This window comes from Blautia argi, assembly GCF_003287895.1.
Classification (GTDB): Bacteria; Bacillota; Clostridia; order Lachnospirales; family Lachnospiraceae; genus Blautia; species Blautia argi.
Genome location: NZ_CP030280.1, coordinates 2,723,606 through 2,739,887 on the forward strand (window position 1 = coordinate 2,723,606; position 16,282 = coordinate 2,739,887).

13 protein-coding genes are annotated in these 16,282 nt (G+C 41.5%); all 13 read right to left on the reverse strand.

The features are described 5' to 3' along the window. Positions 1-24 precede the first annotated feature (24 nt). The 13 genes from mreB to DQQ01_RS13310 all read right to left on the reverse strand — a co-directional run bounded on the left by mreB (position 25) and on the right by DQQ01_RS13310 (position 16,229). A complete protein-coding gene (gene mreB, locus DQQ01_RS13250) occupies positions 25-1,020 on the reverse strand; it encodes a rod shape-determining protein (protein WP_111920405.1) in 996 nt (331 codons plus the stop codon). 87 nt (positions 1,021-1,107) lie between these two features. Continuing rightward, positions 1,108-3,948: an excinuclease ABC subunit UvrA gene (gene uvrA / locus DQQ01_RS13255; protein ID WP_111920406.1), complete on the reverse strand. Its 2,841-nt coding sequence runs from the start codon at positions 3,946-3,948 to the stop codon at positions 1,108-1,110. A 290-nt stretch (positions 3,949-4,238) separates the two neighbouring features. Continuing rightward, positions 4,239-4,658, reverse strand: a complete 420-nt coding sequence (locus DQQ01_RS13260; RefSeq protein ID WP_111920407.1) for a CBS domain-containing protein — start codon at positions 4,656-4,658, stop codon at positions 4,239-4,241. A gap of 122 nt (positions 4,659-4,780) precedes the next feature. Next, the gene (gene hemW, locus DQQ01_RS13265; RefSeq protein WP_111920408.1) at positions 4,781-5,923 is read right to left on the reverse strand and encodes a radical SAM family heme chaperone HemW; all 1,143 of its coding nucleotides are present in this window, start codon (positions 5,921-5,923) and stop codon (positions 4,781-4,783) included. A gap of 19 nt (positions 5,924-5,942) precedes the next feature. Next, positions 5,943-7,757, reverse strand: coding sequence for a translation elongation factor 4 (gene lepA / locus DQQ01_RS13270; protein WP_111920409.1), 1,815 nt, complete (start codon positions 7,755-7,757; stop codon positions 5,943-5,945). A 75-nt stretch (positions 7,758-7,832) separates the two neighbouring features. Then, positions 7,833-9,830: an LTA synthase family protein gene (locus DQQ01_RS13275; RefSeq protein WP_111920410.1), complete on the reverse strand. Its 1,998-nt coding sequence runs from the start codon at positions 9,828-9,830 to the stop codon at positions 7,833-7,835. Between the two features lie 144 nt (positions 9,831-9,974). Next, entirely contained in the window at positions 9,975-11,870 is a 1,896-nt protein-coding gene (locus DQQ01_RS13280; protein ID WP_111920411.1) for a DUF2142 domain-containing protein, read from the reverse strand. After that, entirely contained in the window at positions 11,871-12,236 is a 366-nt protein-coding gene (locus tag DQQ01_RS13285; protein ID WP_111920412.1) for a DUF2304 domain-containing protein, read from the reverse strand. Further along, positions 12,233-12,937, reverse strand: a complete 705-nt coding sequence (locus DQQ01_RS13290; protein WP_111920413.1) for a glycosyltransferase family 2 protein — start codon at positions 12,935-12,937, stop codon at positions 12,233-12,235. Before DQQ01_RS13290 ends, DQQ01_RS13285 begins: the two co-directional genes overlap by 4 nt. Beyond that, entirely contained in the window at positions 12,934-14,001 is a 1,068-nt protein-coding gene (locus tag DQQ01_RS13295; protein ID WP_111920414.1) for a glycosyltransferase family 4 protein, read from the reverse strand. Before DQQ01_RS13295 ends, DQQ01_RS13290 begins: the two co-directional genes overlap by 4 nt. Positions 14,002-14,099: 98 nt before the next feature. After that, positions 14,100-14,855, reverse strand: a complete 756-nt coding sequence (locus tag DQQ01_RS13300; RefSeq protein WP_207657628.1) for a lipopolysaccharide biosynthesis protein — start codon at positions 14,853-14,855, stop codon at positions 14,100-14,102. Further along, positions 14,791-15,366 (reverse strand): polysaccharide biosynthesis protein, encoded by a 576-nt coding sequence (locus DQQ01_RS13305; protein WP_111920416.1) that lies wholly within the window; start codon positions 15,364-15,366, stop codon positions 14,791-14,793. Before DQQ01_RS13305 ends, DQQ01_RS13300 begins: the two co-directional genes overlap by 65 nt. Further along, positions 15,363-16,229, reverse strand: a complete 867-nt coding sequence (locus DQQ01_RS13310) for a LicD family protein (protein WP_207657629.1) — start codon at positions 16,227-16,229, stop codon at positions 15,363-15,365. Before DQQ01_RS13310 ends, DQQ01_RS13305 begins: the two co-directional genes overlap by 4 nt. Positions 16,230-16,282: the final 53 nt, after the last annotated feature.

A 16,282-nucleotide genomic window follows, 5' to 3' on the forward strand; every position in this document is an offset into this window, starting at 1 on the left:
CCTCTGTTTCTCTGACTTTGTATTTTACAGCCTGCCGTTCATTTTGCTCATCAGCTCCATATACTGTCCGGTACCGATTGCCACTGCAAGAGCTGGCTCCTCTGCCACAATGGTATTAATGCCTGTTTCCTCTTCTATAAGCTCCTCCAGTCCTCCCAGAAGCGCTCCTCCTCCGGTAAGCACAATGCCTCTTTCCGCCACATCTGCCGCCAGTTCAGGCGGTGTTTTTTCCAGAATGCTGTGTATAGTTTCCATAATCTGTGCAGACGCATCCTTTAAAGCTTCCCGGATTTCTTCGGAATTCAGCGTTACGCTTTTGGGAAGTCCGGTAATGGTATCTCTCCCCTTCACCTCCATGCTCTTTGCCTGAGGTGTTGCATATACAGTTCCAATCTGAATCTTAATATCCTCTGCAGTGCGCTCTCCAATCATCAGATTGTGTTTTTTCCTCACATATCTGGTAATTGCCTCGTCGAAATCATCTCCGGCCACCTTAATCGATGTGGAAACAACTGTGCCTCCCAGAGAAATCACCGCTACATCTGTCGTTCCGCCTCCGATATCCACAATCATATTTCCAAACGGTCTGGTAATGTCAATTCCTGCTCCAATGGCAGCGGCAATGGGTTCCTCTATAATCGACACTTCTCTGGCTCCTGCCTGATAGGTTGCCTCTTCCACAGCCTTTTTCTCTACCTCCGTAATTCCACTGGGCGCACAGATGCTGATACGGGGTTTCCGAAACGCTCTTTTTCCAATGGCCTTGGAAATAAAATATTTCAGCATTTTTTCCGTAACCTCATAATCCGATATGACACCCTGACGCAGAGGCCTGACTGCTACAATATTTCCCGGTGTTCTTCCAATCATCTGCCGGGCTTCCTCTCCCACTGCCTTTATCTTATTACTTTCTTTATCATATGCAACCACGGAAGGTTCCTTCAAAACAATTCCTTTACCCTTGGCATAGACAAGGATACTGGCTGTTCCAAGATCAATTCCAATATCTGATGCTGCCATTTTACTACCCCTTTCCTGAACTTTTTAACCGTCAAGTCCGGTTTCTTTTCCATTATATACAACTTCCCCTTCATTGAAAAGGGGCAATCATCTCAAATATTTTGACACATATTGACCTGTATAAGAATCCGGATTGGTTGCTACCTGCTCCGGTGTTCCCTTTGCAATCACAGTTCCTCCCTTATCTCCTCCTTCCGGTCCAATGTCAATGATATAATCTGCGGTTTTAATCACATCAAGATTATGTTCTATGACTACCACAGTATTTCCACCCTCAGAAAGTCTTTGCAGAATCTCTATCAGTTTATGAACATCTGCAAAATGCAGACCTGTAGTTGGCTCGTCCAGAATGTAGATCGTTCTTCCCGTGCTTCTTTTACTCAGCTCAGAAGCCAGCTTGATTCTCTGGGCTTCGCCTCCGGAAAGCTCCGTGGACGGCTGTCCCAGACGAATGTAGGAAAGCCCCACATCATAAAGTGTCTGTATTTTCCTCTTAATAGACGGTACATGGTCAAAAAATTCCAATGCCTCTTCCACTGTCATATTCAGCACATCATAAATACTTTTTCCCTTGTACTTTACTTCCAGGGTTTCTCTGTTGTACCGCTTCCCATGGCAGACCTCACAGGGAACATACACGTCCGGGAGAAAATGCATTTCAATCTTCAGGATACCATCTCCGCTGCAGGCTTCACATCTGCCACCCTTTACGTTAAAGCTGAATCTTCCCTTTTTATAGCCTCTTGCCTTGGCATCTGCTGTGGCAGCAAATAAATCACGAATCTGGTCAAACACACCTGTATAGGTTGCCGGATTTGACCTGGGAGTTCTTCCAATCGGGGACTGATCTATAGCAATGACCTTATCTAACTGCTCCACACCTTCAATGCACTTATGTTTTCCCGGAATGATTCTGGCTCTGTTCAGTTTCCTTGCCAGACTTTTATACAAAATTTCATTTACAAGAGAACTTTTTCCGGAACCGGAAACCCCGGTTACGCAGGTCATCACTCCCAACGGTATTTTTACGTCAATATTCTTTAAATTATTTTCTGCCGCCTTACGAATCGTCAAAAATCCCGTTGGCTTTCTCCGTACAGCAGGAACTGGTATCTGCAGCTTTCCGCTTAAATACTGTCCGGTAATGGAATTAGGATTCTTCATAATTTCCTCTGCCGTTCCTATGGCAACCAGATTGCCGCCATGCTCGCCTGCGCCAGGTCCGATATCTACCACGCAGTCTGCTGCCCGCATGGTATCCTCATCATGCTCTACTACAATCAGCGTATTTCCCAAATCTCGCAGATGTTTCAAGGTTGCCAGAAGCTTGTCATTATCTCTCTGATGAAGACCAATACTTGGCTCATCTAAAATATAGGCAACCCCTACAAGCCCGGAACCTATCTGTGTTGCCAGACGGATTCTCTGCGCCTCTCCGCCGGAAAGCGTTCCTGTAGCTCTTGCCAAAGTAAGATAATCCAGGCCTACATTTACCAGGAATCCCACTCTTGCCCTGATTTCCTTTAATACCTGCTCTCCAATTATCTGCTGGGTGGGTGTCAGCTCCAGATTCAGCAGGAAATGCTGCAGATTTTCAATGGACATAGAGGTAACCTCATAAATATTCTTTCCTCCTATTGTCACTGCCAGAGCCTCCGGCTTCAGTCTTTGTCCCTTACAAGAGGGGCAGGGAGTAATTCTCATAAAACTTTCATATTCCTGCTTCATTGTGTCAGAACCGGTTTCCCGATAGCGACGCTCCACATTTTTTACAATCCCCTCAAAGGCAACATCATAAACGCCCTCGCCTCTCTGACCTTTATAATAGACCTTTACTTCCCTTCCGTTGGTCCCGTGAATCAGAATGTCCTGAATCTGCTGAGGATAATTCTCAAAAGGAGTATCCAAATCAAAGTGATATTCTTTTGCCAGAGCGTCCAAAATTGCCCTGGTAAAGCTGCCTTTATCTGTACAGGACTGCCAACCCATAACTGTAATTGCTCCCTGCGAAATGCTCAGACTTCTGTCCGGTATCATCAGATCCACATCAAATTCCATGCGGTACCCCAAGCCAAAGCAGGAAGGACATGCACCAAAGGGATTGTTAAAGGAAAAGCTTCTGGGCTCTATTTCTTCAATACTGATGCCGCAGTCAGGACATGCAAAATTCTGGCTGAAGTTTATCTGATTTCCGTCCATGGTATCCACCACAAGTTTTCCCTCTGCCAGGTTTAACACGGTTTCTATGGAATCCGTGAGCCTCTTCTCGATTCCTTCCTTTACAATCAGCCGGTCTACTACAATCTCAATGTTGTGCTTAATATTTTTGTCTAGCTTAATTTCTTCACTGAGTTCATAGAGATTTCCGTCAATCTGCACACGCACATACCCGCTTTTTCTAGCCTGCTCCAAAAGCTTGGCATGAGTTCCCTTTCTTCCCCTGACTACTGGCGCCAGGAGCTGAATCCTGGTTCTTTCCGGCAGTCCCATAATATGGTCCACCATCTGGTCTACGGTCTGCTTCCTGATTTCTCTTCCGCATTTCGGGCAGTGAGGGGTACCAATACGGGCATAAAGCAGTCGGAAATAGTCATAGATTTCCGTAACTGTTCCCACTGTAGAACGTGGATTCCTATTAGTAGACTTCTGGTCAATGGAAATAGCCGGAGAAAGCCCCTCAATGCTCTCCACGTCCGGTTTCTCCATCTGTCCCAAAAACTGACGGGCATAGGAAGACAGGGACTCCATATATCGTCTTTGTCCTTCTGCATAAATGGTATCAAATGCCAGAGAGCTTTTACCGGAACCGCTCAGTCCGGTAAGAACCACCAGTTCATTTCTGGGAATATCCACATCCAGATTCTTCAGATTGTTCTCATTCGCTCCCCTTATCTTAATAAATTGTCTTGCCTGCATTTTCACTGCCATAGTTGTACCTCTCCAAATAATATTTATCTTTATCTGTATCTGTCAGTTTTATTCGTAAAATAACTATATCATATCCCACAGGATTTTTCAAACATTTGTTCTGTTTTCTAATTCACAAAAATATAGGGAAAATAAATCTGAAAACTGTGTATTTTTCTGTCACAGTCTGTTTGAATTGTAAAAATTTTGTCCTGTTGCTTTGATAAATGAAAAAAGCTGCCGCATATACGCACATCAGAAATCCAAATTGTTATTTCCAACTGCTGTTTTCTGCGGCAGCGCCTGTCTTCTTATGCTTTTTCCTGCTCCTTTTTACAGGAAGAGCAGATATACTGCATAATATCTCTTCTGGTCACAATTCCTATAAAATTCTTCTGGTCATCAATCACCGGTACGAAATTCTGCCGCATAGCTTTATCCAGCAAATCCTCCATATCAGAATCTATCCGCACTGGTGTATAATCCGCCCTTCTCTTAAAAGAAGTAATCGGCACATCTTCCGCACTTTTTAAATTTAAATCTGCACGGTTTTTTAATCCCCACAATAAATCGCCTTCTGTAATTGTCCCCACATATTTTCCGTTTTCATTAATAATTGGTATACAGGAATATTTATGATACTCCATCTTTTCCAGAACCTGCCTAAGACTGAAGGTATCATAAATATAAGCTACATCTACTTTGGGGGTAAGAAAAAATAATATGTTCATGTCGTTCCTCCCCTGCTTTCCTTCTCTATTCTGCCACATTAGAAAAGGGAATTCCAGAACAAAACCATTAAACTTTATTAAAAATCTATAAAATCCCGGAAACTTTTTTATTACTTATCCAGTCAGTCAAACAAAAATTCAGACAAAACCAAATTGCTTAAAAGCACACCCTCTTGTGAAAGATAAATTCTGTCCTTATGCTCTTTTAACATACCATTTTCCAGACATTTGTGCAGTGCTTTCTCATAAACCATATCAAGCTCCTGGCCAAAAGTACGGCGAAATTCTTTTCTGGATACCCCTCTTGTCTTACGAAGTCCCAGAAACATAAATTCTTCCATCTGACGCGCCTCTTCCAGAAACTGCACGTCTTCCCGCATGGTTTTCGGCTGCCCGCAGCGTTCCAGATAAATATTCATATCCTTTGTGTTGCTCATACGGATATTTCGTACCATGGAAGCCGCCCCCAGGCCAAGCCCCAGATAGTCGCCTCTTTCCCAATATTTCAGATTGTGTCTGGACTCCCTGCCCGGTTTCGCATAATTGGAAATCTCATACTGCTCATATCTCTGCTCTTTCAAAAATTTCCCTGTCCAGAGGTAAATCTCCCGGCTTTCCTCTTCCTCCGGCAAAAGCTCCGGGTGCTCTGCATATTTCTCAAAAAAAGGGGTTCCCTCTTCAAGAATGAGCTGATATACCGAAATATGCTCCGGCGAGAGCGCGGCAAGAACGGACAGTTCTTCTTTCCATTCCTCCAGCTTCTGACCCGGTATGGAAGAAATCAAATCCACACTGATGTTATCAAATCCTGTCTGTCTTGCCAGTTCATAGCTTTCCAAAAATTCCTCATAAGTATGGATTCTGCCCAGAAGCTTCAGCTTTTCATTGTTTACAGACTGCAGTCCTATGCTCAGACGGTTCACCCCATTTTCCTGATAGCAGCGAAGCTTTTCTTCTGTAACTGTTCCCGGATTCATTTCCAGAGTGATTTCCGGTCTTTTTTCCAGTTCAAAAATCTCCTGAATTTTCTTTAAAATTCGCTCTGTCTGTTCTGCTTCCAGAATGGAAGGGGTTCCACCGCCGAAAAACACGGTAGAAACCCGATAACCCTTTGCAAACTCCCTGTAACTCTCAATTTCTTTTAACAATGCCTGTACATAAATTTCCTTCTCTTCTACAGTGCCGCACCAGGACAAAAAGTCGCAATATCCGCATTTTTTCATACAGAAGGGAATATGCACATACAATCCCAAATCTTTTTTCATAAATACCTTCCCCGGTTTCTTATTTATCGTCCAGCTTTAATACGCTCATAAATGCCTTCTGCGGAATTTCTACATTTCCAATCTGGCGCATTCTTTTCTTTCCTTCCTTCTGCTTTTCCAGAAGCTTTCTCTTACGGGAAATATCGCCGCCGTAACATTTTGCCAGCACGTCTTTTCTCATGGCTTTTACGGTTTCTCTGGCAATAATCTTGCTTCCCACTGCTGCCTGAATAGGAATTTCAAAAAGCTGTCTTGGAATTTCTTCTTTCAGTTTTTCACACATTTTTCTGCCTCGCTCGTAAGCAGAATCCGCAAACACAATAAAGGACAGAGCGTCTACTTCTTCTTTATTTACCAGAATATCCAGCTTCACAAGATTACTCTGCTCGTATCCCAGCATTTCATAATCAAAGGACGCATAGCCTCTGGAACGGGATTTCAAAGCGTCAAAGAAGTCATAAATAATTTCATTCAACGGCAAATGATAGTGCAAAAGCGCTCTTGTGGTTTCCATGTACTCCATGCCCTGATACTGCCCTCTTCTTTCCTGGCACAGATCCATAATCGGCCCGATAAACTCTGTCGTCACCATGATCTCTGCCTTTACCATAGGTTCTTCCATGTATTCAATTTCCGAAGGATCCGGCAAATTTGACGGATTAGTCAAATCAATGACTTCTCCATTGGTTTTATGCACTTTATACACAACGCCTGGCGCGGTTGTCACTAAATCCAGGTTGTACTCTCGCTCTAGTCTTTCCTGGATAATCTCCAGATGCAAAAGTCCTAAAAATCCGCAACGGAATCCAAATCCCAGGGCAATGGAGGTTTCCGGTTCAAAAAACAAAGAAGCATCATTTAACTGCAGCTTCTCCAGGGCTTCACGCAAGTCCTGATATTTGGCTCCATCTGCCGGATATACCCCGCAGAATACCATTGGATTCACCTTTTTATAACCCGGCAGAGGCTCTGCACAGGGACCGTCATTGTCTGTAATGGTATCACCTACTCTGGTATCCTTTACATTTTTAATGCTGGCAGTAATATAACCTACCATACCTGCTGAAAGCTCTTCACAGGGAATAAACTGTCCTGCACCGAAATACCCCACTTCCACAACCTCTTCCACTGCTCCGGTTGCCATCATACGGATTTTTGTGCCTTTTTTCACAGTTCCCTCTTTAATTCTGCAAAAAACAATAACCCCTTTATAAGAATCATATACAGAGTCAAAAATCAATGCCTGAAGAGGATTCTCCGGGCTGCCCTTTGGCGCCGGAATTTTGGTTACAATCTGCTCCAAAACCTCTTCCACGTTAAGTCCTGTCTTTGCGGAAATCAGAGGTGCATCCTGGGCTTCAATACCGATAACGTCCTCAATTTCATTAATAACTCTCTCCGGATCTGCGCTTGGCAGGTCAATCTTATTTATAACCGGAAAAACGTCCAAATCATGGTCTAATGCCAGATACACGTTAGCAAGCGTCTGGGCTTCAATGCCCTGGGCAGCGTCCACTACTAAAATAGCGCCATCGCAGGCCGCAAGACTTCTGGACACCTCATAGTTAAAATCCACATGTCCCGGTGTATCAATCAGGTTAAAAATATATTCTTCTCCGTCCTGTGCTTTATATACAATACGCACAGCCTGAGATTTAATGGTAATGCCTCGTTCCCGTTCCAAATCCATATTGTCCAGAACCTGTGCCTGCATCTCGCGGTTTGTCAGAAGTCCTGTCTTTTCAATAATTCTATCCGCAAGTGTGGACTTTCCATGGTCAATATGGGCAATAATACAAAAATTACGAATTTTGCTCTGGTCTATAAATGGCATATATGTTCCTCCTATGCTCTTTTCTCCTTATACTTCTTTACTCTCAAAATATACAGTCTGAGTATACCATGTTCATCAGTTGTTATCAAACAAATTTCGATACTGGATTTTCTCATATTCCCGGATTTCTTCAAATTCTGATGCCTCGTCCCAGGTAAACCATTCTCCCTGACTGTTTTTCACACCATAAACATTGACTACCGGATAGCTCTCATACAAATTTTCCAGATACTTCTGATAATCTGTAAGCGAAATTCCCGCAGTTTCACAGAGAAGAGTGGACAGATAGTTCAGACTGATGTTTTCATACTGCTTTTCTGCGATATCGTAGTTTGCATAAATCATAAAGGGAACCTGGTATTTCAGCGATGTTTTTTCTGCAGGAGTTCCCGCAACAGTATCTTCCAGTGCCTCGTAAATCTCTTCTTCCACTTTGGGGTAATGGTCGCCAAATACACAGACAACTACAGGTTCTTCCTCCTGTTCAAAATACTGCAGCAATTCTTCCAGAGCTTTATCAGACTCCTCTACCAGAGTAAGATATTCTTCCGCCCCTACAAAATTTTCTCCCGGATTTGTAATTTGTATGGGATTCGGCATACCGCTTCCTGTATATCCTCCATGGTTCTGCATGGTTACATTAAATAGAAAGAGTGGACCGTTCTTTTTATGCTTTTCAAATTCTTCTTTCAGAATTTTGTAATCTCCTCTGTCAGACACTACTCCTCTCAGAGTTTCCGGGTTTTTCATATCATCCAGATACAATGCCTCATCAAAGCCCAAAAATTCATATACATTTTTTCGATTCCAGCCACTGCTGTCCATGGGGTGCATAAATACAGAAGTATATCCATGCGCTTTCAACTGACTGTTCAGACTGGGAGTTCCCTGCTTTACATAGTTTTGAAAAGGAATGGTTCCGCTTGGGAAAAACGCATTGGAAAAGCCTGTCAGGAATTCAAACTCAGAATTTGCCGTCCACCCTCCAAAAATCGGTACACTCACAAACCCTTTGATAACATTTTCCTGTCTGTTGTCCCAGTTTGGCATAAATGGCCTGTTGGTTTCTATAGCCCCAAGCTTTCTGAAATCCGAAAAGGATTCATTCATAATGGCTATAATATGGGGTTTTTTTATATTCTCTGAGGTTTCCACCTTCAATCCCCGTCCTTCCCGGCTTCCCTTTGCAGCTTCTGAAGATTTTACTGCCTCCTGCTCATATCCTTCCGGTTTTTCCACCTTTAAAAACGGAAGCCCTACTGCAAAATCCAAAAACGCGCCATGGTCTTTTTCACTGACCTCCAATTCCCATAAATACGGCTTTACAGAGTATTCCTCCAAAAAAGGTTCATCTGCTATTAGCAGGGATAGAATACTGATAAAACATAAACTGACTGCGCCTGTTATGATTCGGACTCTTTTTTTATTTTTACGGAAAATATAAAATCCTGTAAGCACCAGCAGGATTGCCCATAAAAGAACCTGCATTCTTTCTTCCGTAAAATCTAAAGTATATCCTTCTGCCACATTAGCGGCTGTCTTCACTGCATAGATATCCGCTGCCCGAAGTCCGTTTCCCCGAAACTCCTTGACAAAGCTGTACAACAATCCATAAAAGGTAAAAATTCCGGTTCCCGCCGCGACTGTCCAGGCTGTATTATTGAAAAGAAAATACAGAAGCATAAAAACGGTCAGTATCAGAAAATAATTTAAAAATACAAATAAAAACTGCATCTTTGCCACAGAATTATCATGAAGGGATTCGATAACCCCTACGCAAAATGCCGGCGCTCCCAGAAATAAAAACAAGGACAAATACTCCTTTACCTTATCCGGTATTCTGAACTTTATCATCAGCCCTAAAATCAAAATTCCATCTAAAGTAAACAGACCACCAAGATTCTCTGTTTCTGCTTTCATCTGTGTATCCATAAAATTCCAGAAAAATATATATATTAAGAAAACTGCTGCCGCACCCAGAATTCTGACTTTGCTGCTTTTCTCAAAAAATTTTTTATATAACTTGTTTCCAACATCTTGAAATTTATATTTTCCCAATTTCGTCTTTTTCATTTTTTTATCCTTTATCTGAAAATTATTTACGTTTAAAAAGACTATTACATCAAAGAACCTTTAACAACACCTGTGTCTTTTCTGAATAAACATCTAAGTATTATTAATACGCTCTTAATATAACAGTCTTATAGTTTATAATAATTATTGACAATATGTCAGAAAATATTGTTGATAAAAAGCTCCATGCGTAACCCAAAGCATTACCAGCAAAATTATCATGGTGTATGTCTTTTCATTCCACTTTCCTTCTATTTTTTCTGAATAAAACGCCATACATAAAGGATATAAAAGCGGAAGGTAGTATCTTGCCTGTACCCCCAATATACTCGTTGCTCCAACTGGTGTGAATACAATATATAACGATGACCAGATAAGACCTATTACTACAAATATCAACGTCCCTAACCATACCTTATACATTATCTTAGTTTTCCCTTTTAAAACCAGCTCTTTCTTTTTTTCGGTAAGTGCAACCCCAATACTAAAAACTCCCAAAAATGAAGTCCAAGGGTGCATATTTGCATATGCCAGAAATCCCAAACTCTCGCTTCCAAATAAATATGCGTCAAGACTACTCCAAACATCCTTAAAAAATATTTTTATATAAGCAAACGGGTGAGTAAGCACTAATGCAAACTGTTCCATAACATTCGTGTCACCGCCTCTTTCATCGCCTTCTACAGCTCCCGCCGCCGCTGGAAGAAGCATCGTCATAATCATACATAAACAAACGATTACAATAATACCCTTCATAAGAATTCTTTGCTTGCCAGAACTAAACTTGGTCTTTGGAAGTGCCAAGAGTGTTGCCAGCAGAAAAATATATACTGGTTTCGGGCAACTGCCTATCACAAAAATCATTGTAATAAAAAATAATTTTTTCCATGTGAACTTTGTCTGTATTTCATAGAATTCTTTTACAATACATGTGAACCCTAAAACTGTAAATCCAATTACAACCACATCATATGTAATCGATACGGACTGAAGCATTGCAGATGGCATAAGTGCAGTTACCGCAAGAAATTTTTTTCCTATTGGCGCAATACGGATTGCAAAAAACATCAAAATCGTATACAATAATAAATTTGCAATCTTCGCAACCAGGTATTGTCCATAAAATGACAAGCCCAAATGCTTCACAACTTTAACCAGAAACGCCATGTGGAATTCCCCAACTGCATTCAGAGAAAATGCATTTCGTTCATATGTAGAAGCTACCGTATCTGCATTTTCATTTAAGTATTCAATCTGCATACTTTTCTCTTCTTTGGAAAAAAAGGCGGAACGTTCAAAATCCTCTTGATTATTATAAATATAATCTTCTGATATGCTTCTATCTGCTATACCATTCTCAAACCAATCAAAAGTTTTACTAAAGTGAATATGCTCGTCCCAACTCACACATTCCGGCGGTTGTATGGCTATAAAAAGAAGACCGCAGCTCAAACTTATTACAGCAAACCCATACTCAATTTTTTTTGCAAGTACCCCTCTGAAGTTAATAACAAATAGGATTAAAGAAACAAATATACTGATATAAAATACTCGGTACCAGTTAAAATCCCATGTATTATCAACAATAATTTTTCCAATCTCCACATTACTCGGAACTATAATTCTTACTTCTGTCACATAATCTTTAATATTTATTACGGACTCATTCAAATTATATCGACTAATGTCTTTTATTGTGCGCATTTCCGGATTCTTATAAATATCCTTTGTATTTATCTGTATGTTAGGTGTAAAAGTCACTTCGCTGCTATAGTCATATCTCAGCTTATTCACATATCTTTCTGGAATTTGCACATGAATTGTTTTTGTTTTTTGCTCTCCTTCCGCCACAACCCCATTGTCAATAATTGTAATGTTTTGCTTGGAAATTTCTTCTTTTTCTATCTCATAACCGCCTTTTTTGGCTCTGCGACATGTATTCAATTCATATAATGATTCCGCTATCGTTCCTGCCAACAAACCAATACCTAAAATAAGAATCACTCTAAGTAAATAAGCCTTCCAGTTATTTTTTTTCATTTATTCAATCTCCCTGTCGCCTTCATTTTCTTTCCTCTTCTCTTCCTCCAAAAGCGCTACCTCCTGGGTCAGCCTCTTCACCTTATTGGACAGCTTGGAAACTGACACAGATAAAGAAAAAATAATAGGAAGCATAAAGCAGAATCCTGCAAAAAACAGCATGTTCATTGGCTGACTGATTCCCAGCATATGTGCCAGCCACTTTGTCAGCTGTGGAAAACAGGTAAAAAGAAGAATCCCTACTCCCAAAGCAAGCCAGATAAGGCTGTATTTCAGTTCAATTCCCTTATTTCTGATTTTGTTTATCACATAAAACATACACAGAAGAGCAACCGCTACAATTAAAACCTGAATACGAATATTCATTTTTTCCCTCCTCTGATTTTCTCAATCACAATAGCCAGCGAAACCTTCACCATATAATACACAGATTTCTTCATAGAAATGGAAGATACACCGCCCATACGTTCCCGCATAACTACCGGAATTTCCTTCACTTTACAACCTCTTTCCAAAATTGCCACTACGCTTTCCGGTTCCGGGTAATCCTTAGGATAATTGTGTGCAAATTCCTTCATAACCCTCCTGTTTACCATACGCAGACCAGAAGTCGGGTCTGTGATACGGGCTCTGGTCAGCAGTTTAATCAATGCGCTGAAATAACGAATTCCCACTCTTCTCATACTGGAAGACTGAAATCCCTTTTTCTCAATAAACCGGGAACCAATCACCATATCCAGCCCTTCTTTCTCCAGAATTTCTGCCATTTCTTTTAAAAATGCAGGATCATGCTGTCCATCACCGTCTACCTGAACTGCCATTTCATAGCCGTTCCGATATCCATACAAATATCCCGTCTGAACCGCTCCCCCAATTCCCAGATTCACCGGAAGATTTATCAGATGAAATCCGTGCTGTTCACAGATTTCTCTGGTATTGTCTGTAGAACAGTCATTAATCACCACATAATCAAACTCTGGAGCATATTTCTGAATATCCTTTACCGTTTTTTCTATACAGGCGCTTTCGTTATAAGCAGGAATAATAATTAATTTCCTCTTTCTCATTTTGCTACTCCTTGTTCTGCAAGATTGTGTACCTTCTGCGCTGTCTTATCCCAGGTAAAAAGCTCATGCACCCGCTTTTGTGCTTTTCGTGCTGCAAGCCTGCATTCCTCTTTCTGTTCCAGAGCGCGTTCCAGCTCCTGTTTCAGATTTTGAACCGTCACATTCTCAAGAATGGTTCCATAGCTCTTATCTAAAATCAGTTCTCCGGAACCGCCGCGGTTGGTTGTTATAACATAGCACCCTGCCGCTGCTGCCTCCAGCACAGACGTGGGAAAGCCTTCCGGGTATTCTGTCGGAAGACAGTAAATCTCAGCCTGTCCCAAAAGAGAAACAATGTCCTTAAAATCCAGCCTTCCGAGAGGTTTTATTCTTTCACTCTCCCGCACTTTTACTGCCTCCATTTCCTCTCCATCTCCTGCAAGAAACAGACAGACCTTTTTGTCACTCTCTATTTTTTCCACAGCTTCTATGAGCTTAAAAATTCCCTTTTCCTTCAAAAGTCTTCCTGTATACACAATCAAAACCGTATCCTCTGAAAGGCTGTAGGCATTCCGATAATCCTTTACCGGTTCTTGAGCCAGACGGGCTATTTTTTCTGCATCAACCGCATTATACAAAACACCCTCTGCCTGAATGTGAAAATGCTCCAGCCATTTGCAGCATGCCTTTGACACACCGAAATATTCCTTGCAGAGCCATTTATCACCCCAGGTTATCACATGTTCTACTGCTGCAAAAGCCAAATCCGGCAGCTTTCTTCCCACCGTCATATGGCTGGTTCCGTGGTCTAAAATCACACACCGAATCCCTTTTTTCTTTGCAAACCATGCACCTAAAAGTGTATGAGGATAGAATCTTGCGTTAATCAACACCAGGTCAAACTCCTTTTCCCAGAGCTTTTTCAAATGATTTCGGAATGCTTTGTCCGGTTTTGTCACCGGATATCTGCCTCCCATAACATTAAAGCAGGGCAGACGCAGCACGCCGATTCCGTCCATAACTTCAAAACTCTTTTCTTTTACATCATTATTAGTAACTACCAACACTTCATCTCCCAAAGCCATAAGTGCTTTTGAAAGATTGTAGGTATATCTCTCAATTCCTCCCAGATAAGGGAAGTAATGAGATGCAAAAATACATATTTTTTCTCATGCTGTTCCTCTTAATCTCTGTGTTTCATCTGTTTTCTGTCTTTTTGTAGATGATAGATAAAAAAGCCCAGAAACAGAGCTGACATAAATCCTATTGAAATCGTATAACTGGCCGATGCCCCCATTACTGCATACCGCTTTGTCAGCACCGGAGTTACAAGATATGTGAGCACTACTGTCAGACCGCAGCAGACAAAGGTGCTATACTGATGACGCATAATAATAATTCCATACTGCAAAAGCTGATAAAGCGCCGTAAAGCCGCCGCTAATCAGAACCACACACAGCGCACCTTTGTAATTTGTCAAGTCCACGCCAAATAAAAAGCCCAGCACCGGCACACCCAAAAGCCAGGCTCCTGCGATACACACAGAGGTCACCAGCAAAATAACAACAATCTGTCTGACAACCAGCTTCACGAAGCCGGAAATATCTTGTTTCACATATTTTTCTGCCAGAACAGAGATAATGGGCTTTAATACAAAGGAAGCAAACATATTTACCACAAACGCCATCATATATAATACATTGAAAATACCCAGGGTTTCCGAATCATAATATTTATCCAACGCATACTTAGAGGCATTAATAATATAGGCGTTTAAAAATGCATTGACAAACAAAGGCAGTCCCTCCAGCAGCAATCCTTTCTGCCGCATAAAGGTCGTATGGAAAGAAACACCTCCAAATCTTCCAATCAGCCTACTGTCGACTATACAAAGCACAATCAGATAAGTTACTGCAAGAGCGCCCAGAGCAATGGCCAATGTTCTTTGTAATAAAAAGTGTAATCAGAAAAGCTGCCAGATAAGACAATACCTTGACAAACACGCCTTTGCATGCCACATCATACCTGCCCTTTTGCTGATATCTTCCTTCCAGCAAATCTGATACAGCCTCTATGGCACGAAAAAGAATGGCAAAGCTGATAGCCGCCAGCTTTACTCCTCTGTGTGAATCCTTTAACACCCAAACAAAACCTACAAGCAGCATGGCAGAAACTGTAATCACACGCAGAAAGCAATAATCACTGAAGGTATACTTTTCTGTTACATCTGACACCTGAAAGGTACGGATATTGTAAAATCCAATGGTTACCAACTGATTTCCAATCGTCAACGCCAGTGCTAATATTCCCGCTTCTGCCACACCAATACACTTGGAGGTAAACATGGACATCAAAAACGAGCTTCCTGCATAAACAGAACCTGCAAGTACGGTCCAGATATACGTCCGTTTCATATTGTGGTTGGAGGGCATAAAAAATTTTTCAATCATATATCTGCAAACTCCCTGCCAAAGTCCAGCTCTTCAGGCGCATGGTTATGACGTTTATCCTCTGGCGGCAATTCCATATAATTGCTTCCATAGCGTCTTTCCAGATATTTTTCCACATGGCATGGAAAATTCAATTCAATGGTTTCAAATTTGCGCCGTACTGTGGGATAAATATCCCTTTTGTCAATAACGCTGGTATACGGGGTAGGATCAAAGAGATACGCCACCCTTTTCGTATGTACATCTTTGTACTGCATGGCCGCCTTCATTGCCTTTTTGTACAAAAACTGCGGTGAAAAGTGCAGCACCTTTAAGCCCCAGTGTGCCAGCTTTGCCACCAGAAGCGTAATCTTTGCTTTCCACCCATCCACATAAATAGTGGGATTCCCCACCTGACGCAGAACCATCAGCTTTCCCCAGGTCCATGCTCTCATTGCCTGACGTCTGAACTTGGGAAGCTCGTCTGCTACATTATCAAAGCAGAAAATATCAATGGCAATTCCAATGTGAAGATCCAGATTTATCATTTCTTCATTTCTGAAAACGGTACCGGTTCTGTACCATTTTGTTAAGGTTACCGGAAAGTCAGGATTCGTATCTGCATTTACAATTTTATACTTTTCTCCGTATTCCTGCTCCGCTACTTCCAGAAAATGTTCGTAATGCTCTCTTGTCATACCCAGATCGATATCATCGTCCCAGGGAATAAAACCCTGATGACGGACACCGCCGATGGCAGTACCGCCGCATACAAAATAGTCAATGCCATGCTTCTGGCACAATTCATCAAAATCCTTCAGTATCTCTACTTCTGCCCTTTGAAGCTTTTTCAATACTTCAGGCTCGTATTCTTTATATAACATAGTTTTCCCCATTCTAAACAATCAATGTATATATCTGCATGTTTTTCAGAATA

Coding starts and splice junctions, on each gene's coding strand:
- mreB (WP_111920405.1), bottom strand. CDS start 1,020: ATGGCAGCATCAGATATTGGAATTGATCTTGGAACAGCCAGTATCCTT.
- uvrA (WP_111920406.1), bottom strand. CDS start 3,948: ATGGCAGTGAAAATGCAGGCAAGACAATTTATTAAGATAAGGGGAGCG.
- DQQ01_RS13260 (WP_111920407.1), bottom strand. CDS start 4,658: ATGAACATATTATTTTTTCTTACCCCCAAAGTAGATGTAGCTTATATT.
- hemW (WP_111920408.1), bottom strand. CDS start 5,923: ATGAAAAAAGATTTGGGATTGTATGTGCATATTCCCTTCTGTATGAAA.
- lepA (WP_111920409.1), bottom strand. CDS start 7,757: ATGCCATTTATAGACCAGAGCAAAATTCGTAATTTTTGTATTATTGCC.
- DQQ01_RS13275 (WP_111920410.1), bottom strand. CDS start 9,830: ATGAAAAAGACGAAATTGGGAAAATATAAATTTCAAGATGTTGGAAAC.
- DQQ01_RS13280 (WP_111920411.1), bottom strand. CDS start 11,870: ATGAAAAAAAATAACTGGAAGGCTTATTTACTTAGAGTGATTCTTATT.
- DQQ01_RS13285 (WP_111920412.1), bottom strand. CDS start 12,236: ATGAATATTCGTATTCAGGTTTTAATTGTAGCGGTTGCTCTTCTGTGT.
- DQQ01_RS13290 (WP_111920413.1), bottom strand. CDS start 12,937: ATGAGAAAGAGGAAATTAATTATTATTCCTGCTTATAACGAAAGCGCC.
- DQQ01_RS13295 (WP_111920414.1), bottom strand. CDS start 14,001: ATGGCTTTGGGAGATGAAGTGTTGGTAGTTACTAATAATGATGTAAAA.
- DQQ01_RS13305 (WP_111920416.1), bottom strand. CDS start 15,366: ATGATTGAAAAATTTTTTATGCCCTCCAACCACAATATGAAACGGACG.
- DQQ01_RS13310 (WP_207657629.1), bottom strand. CDS start 16,229: ATGTTATATAAAGAATACGAGCCTGAAGTATTGAAAAAGCTTCAAAGG.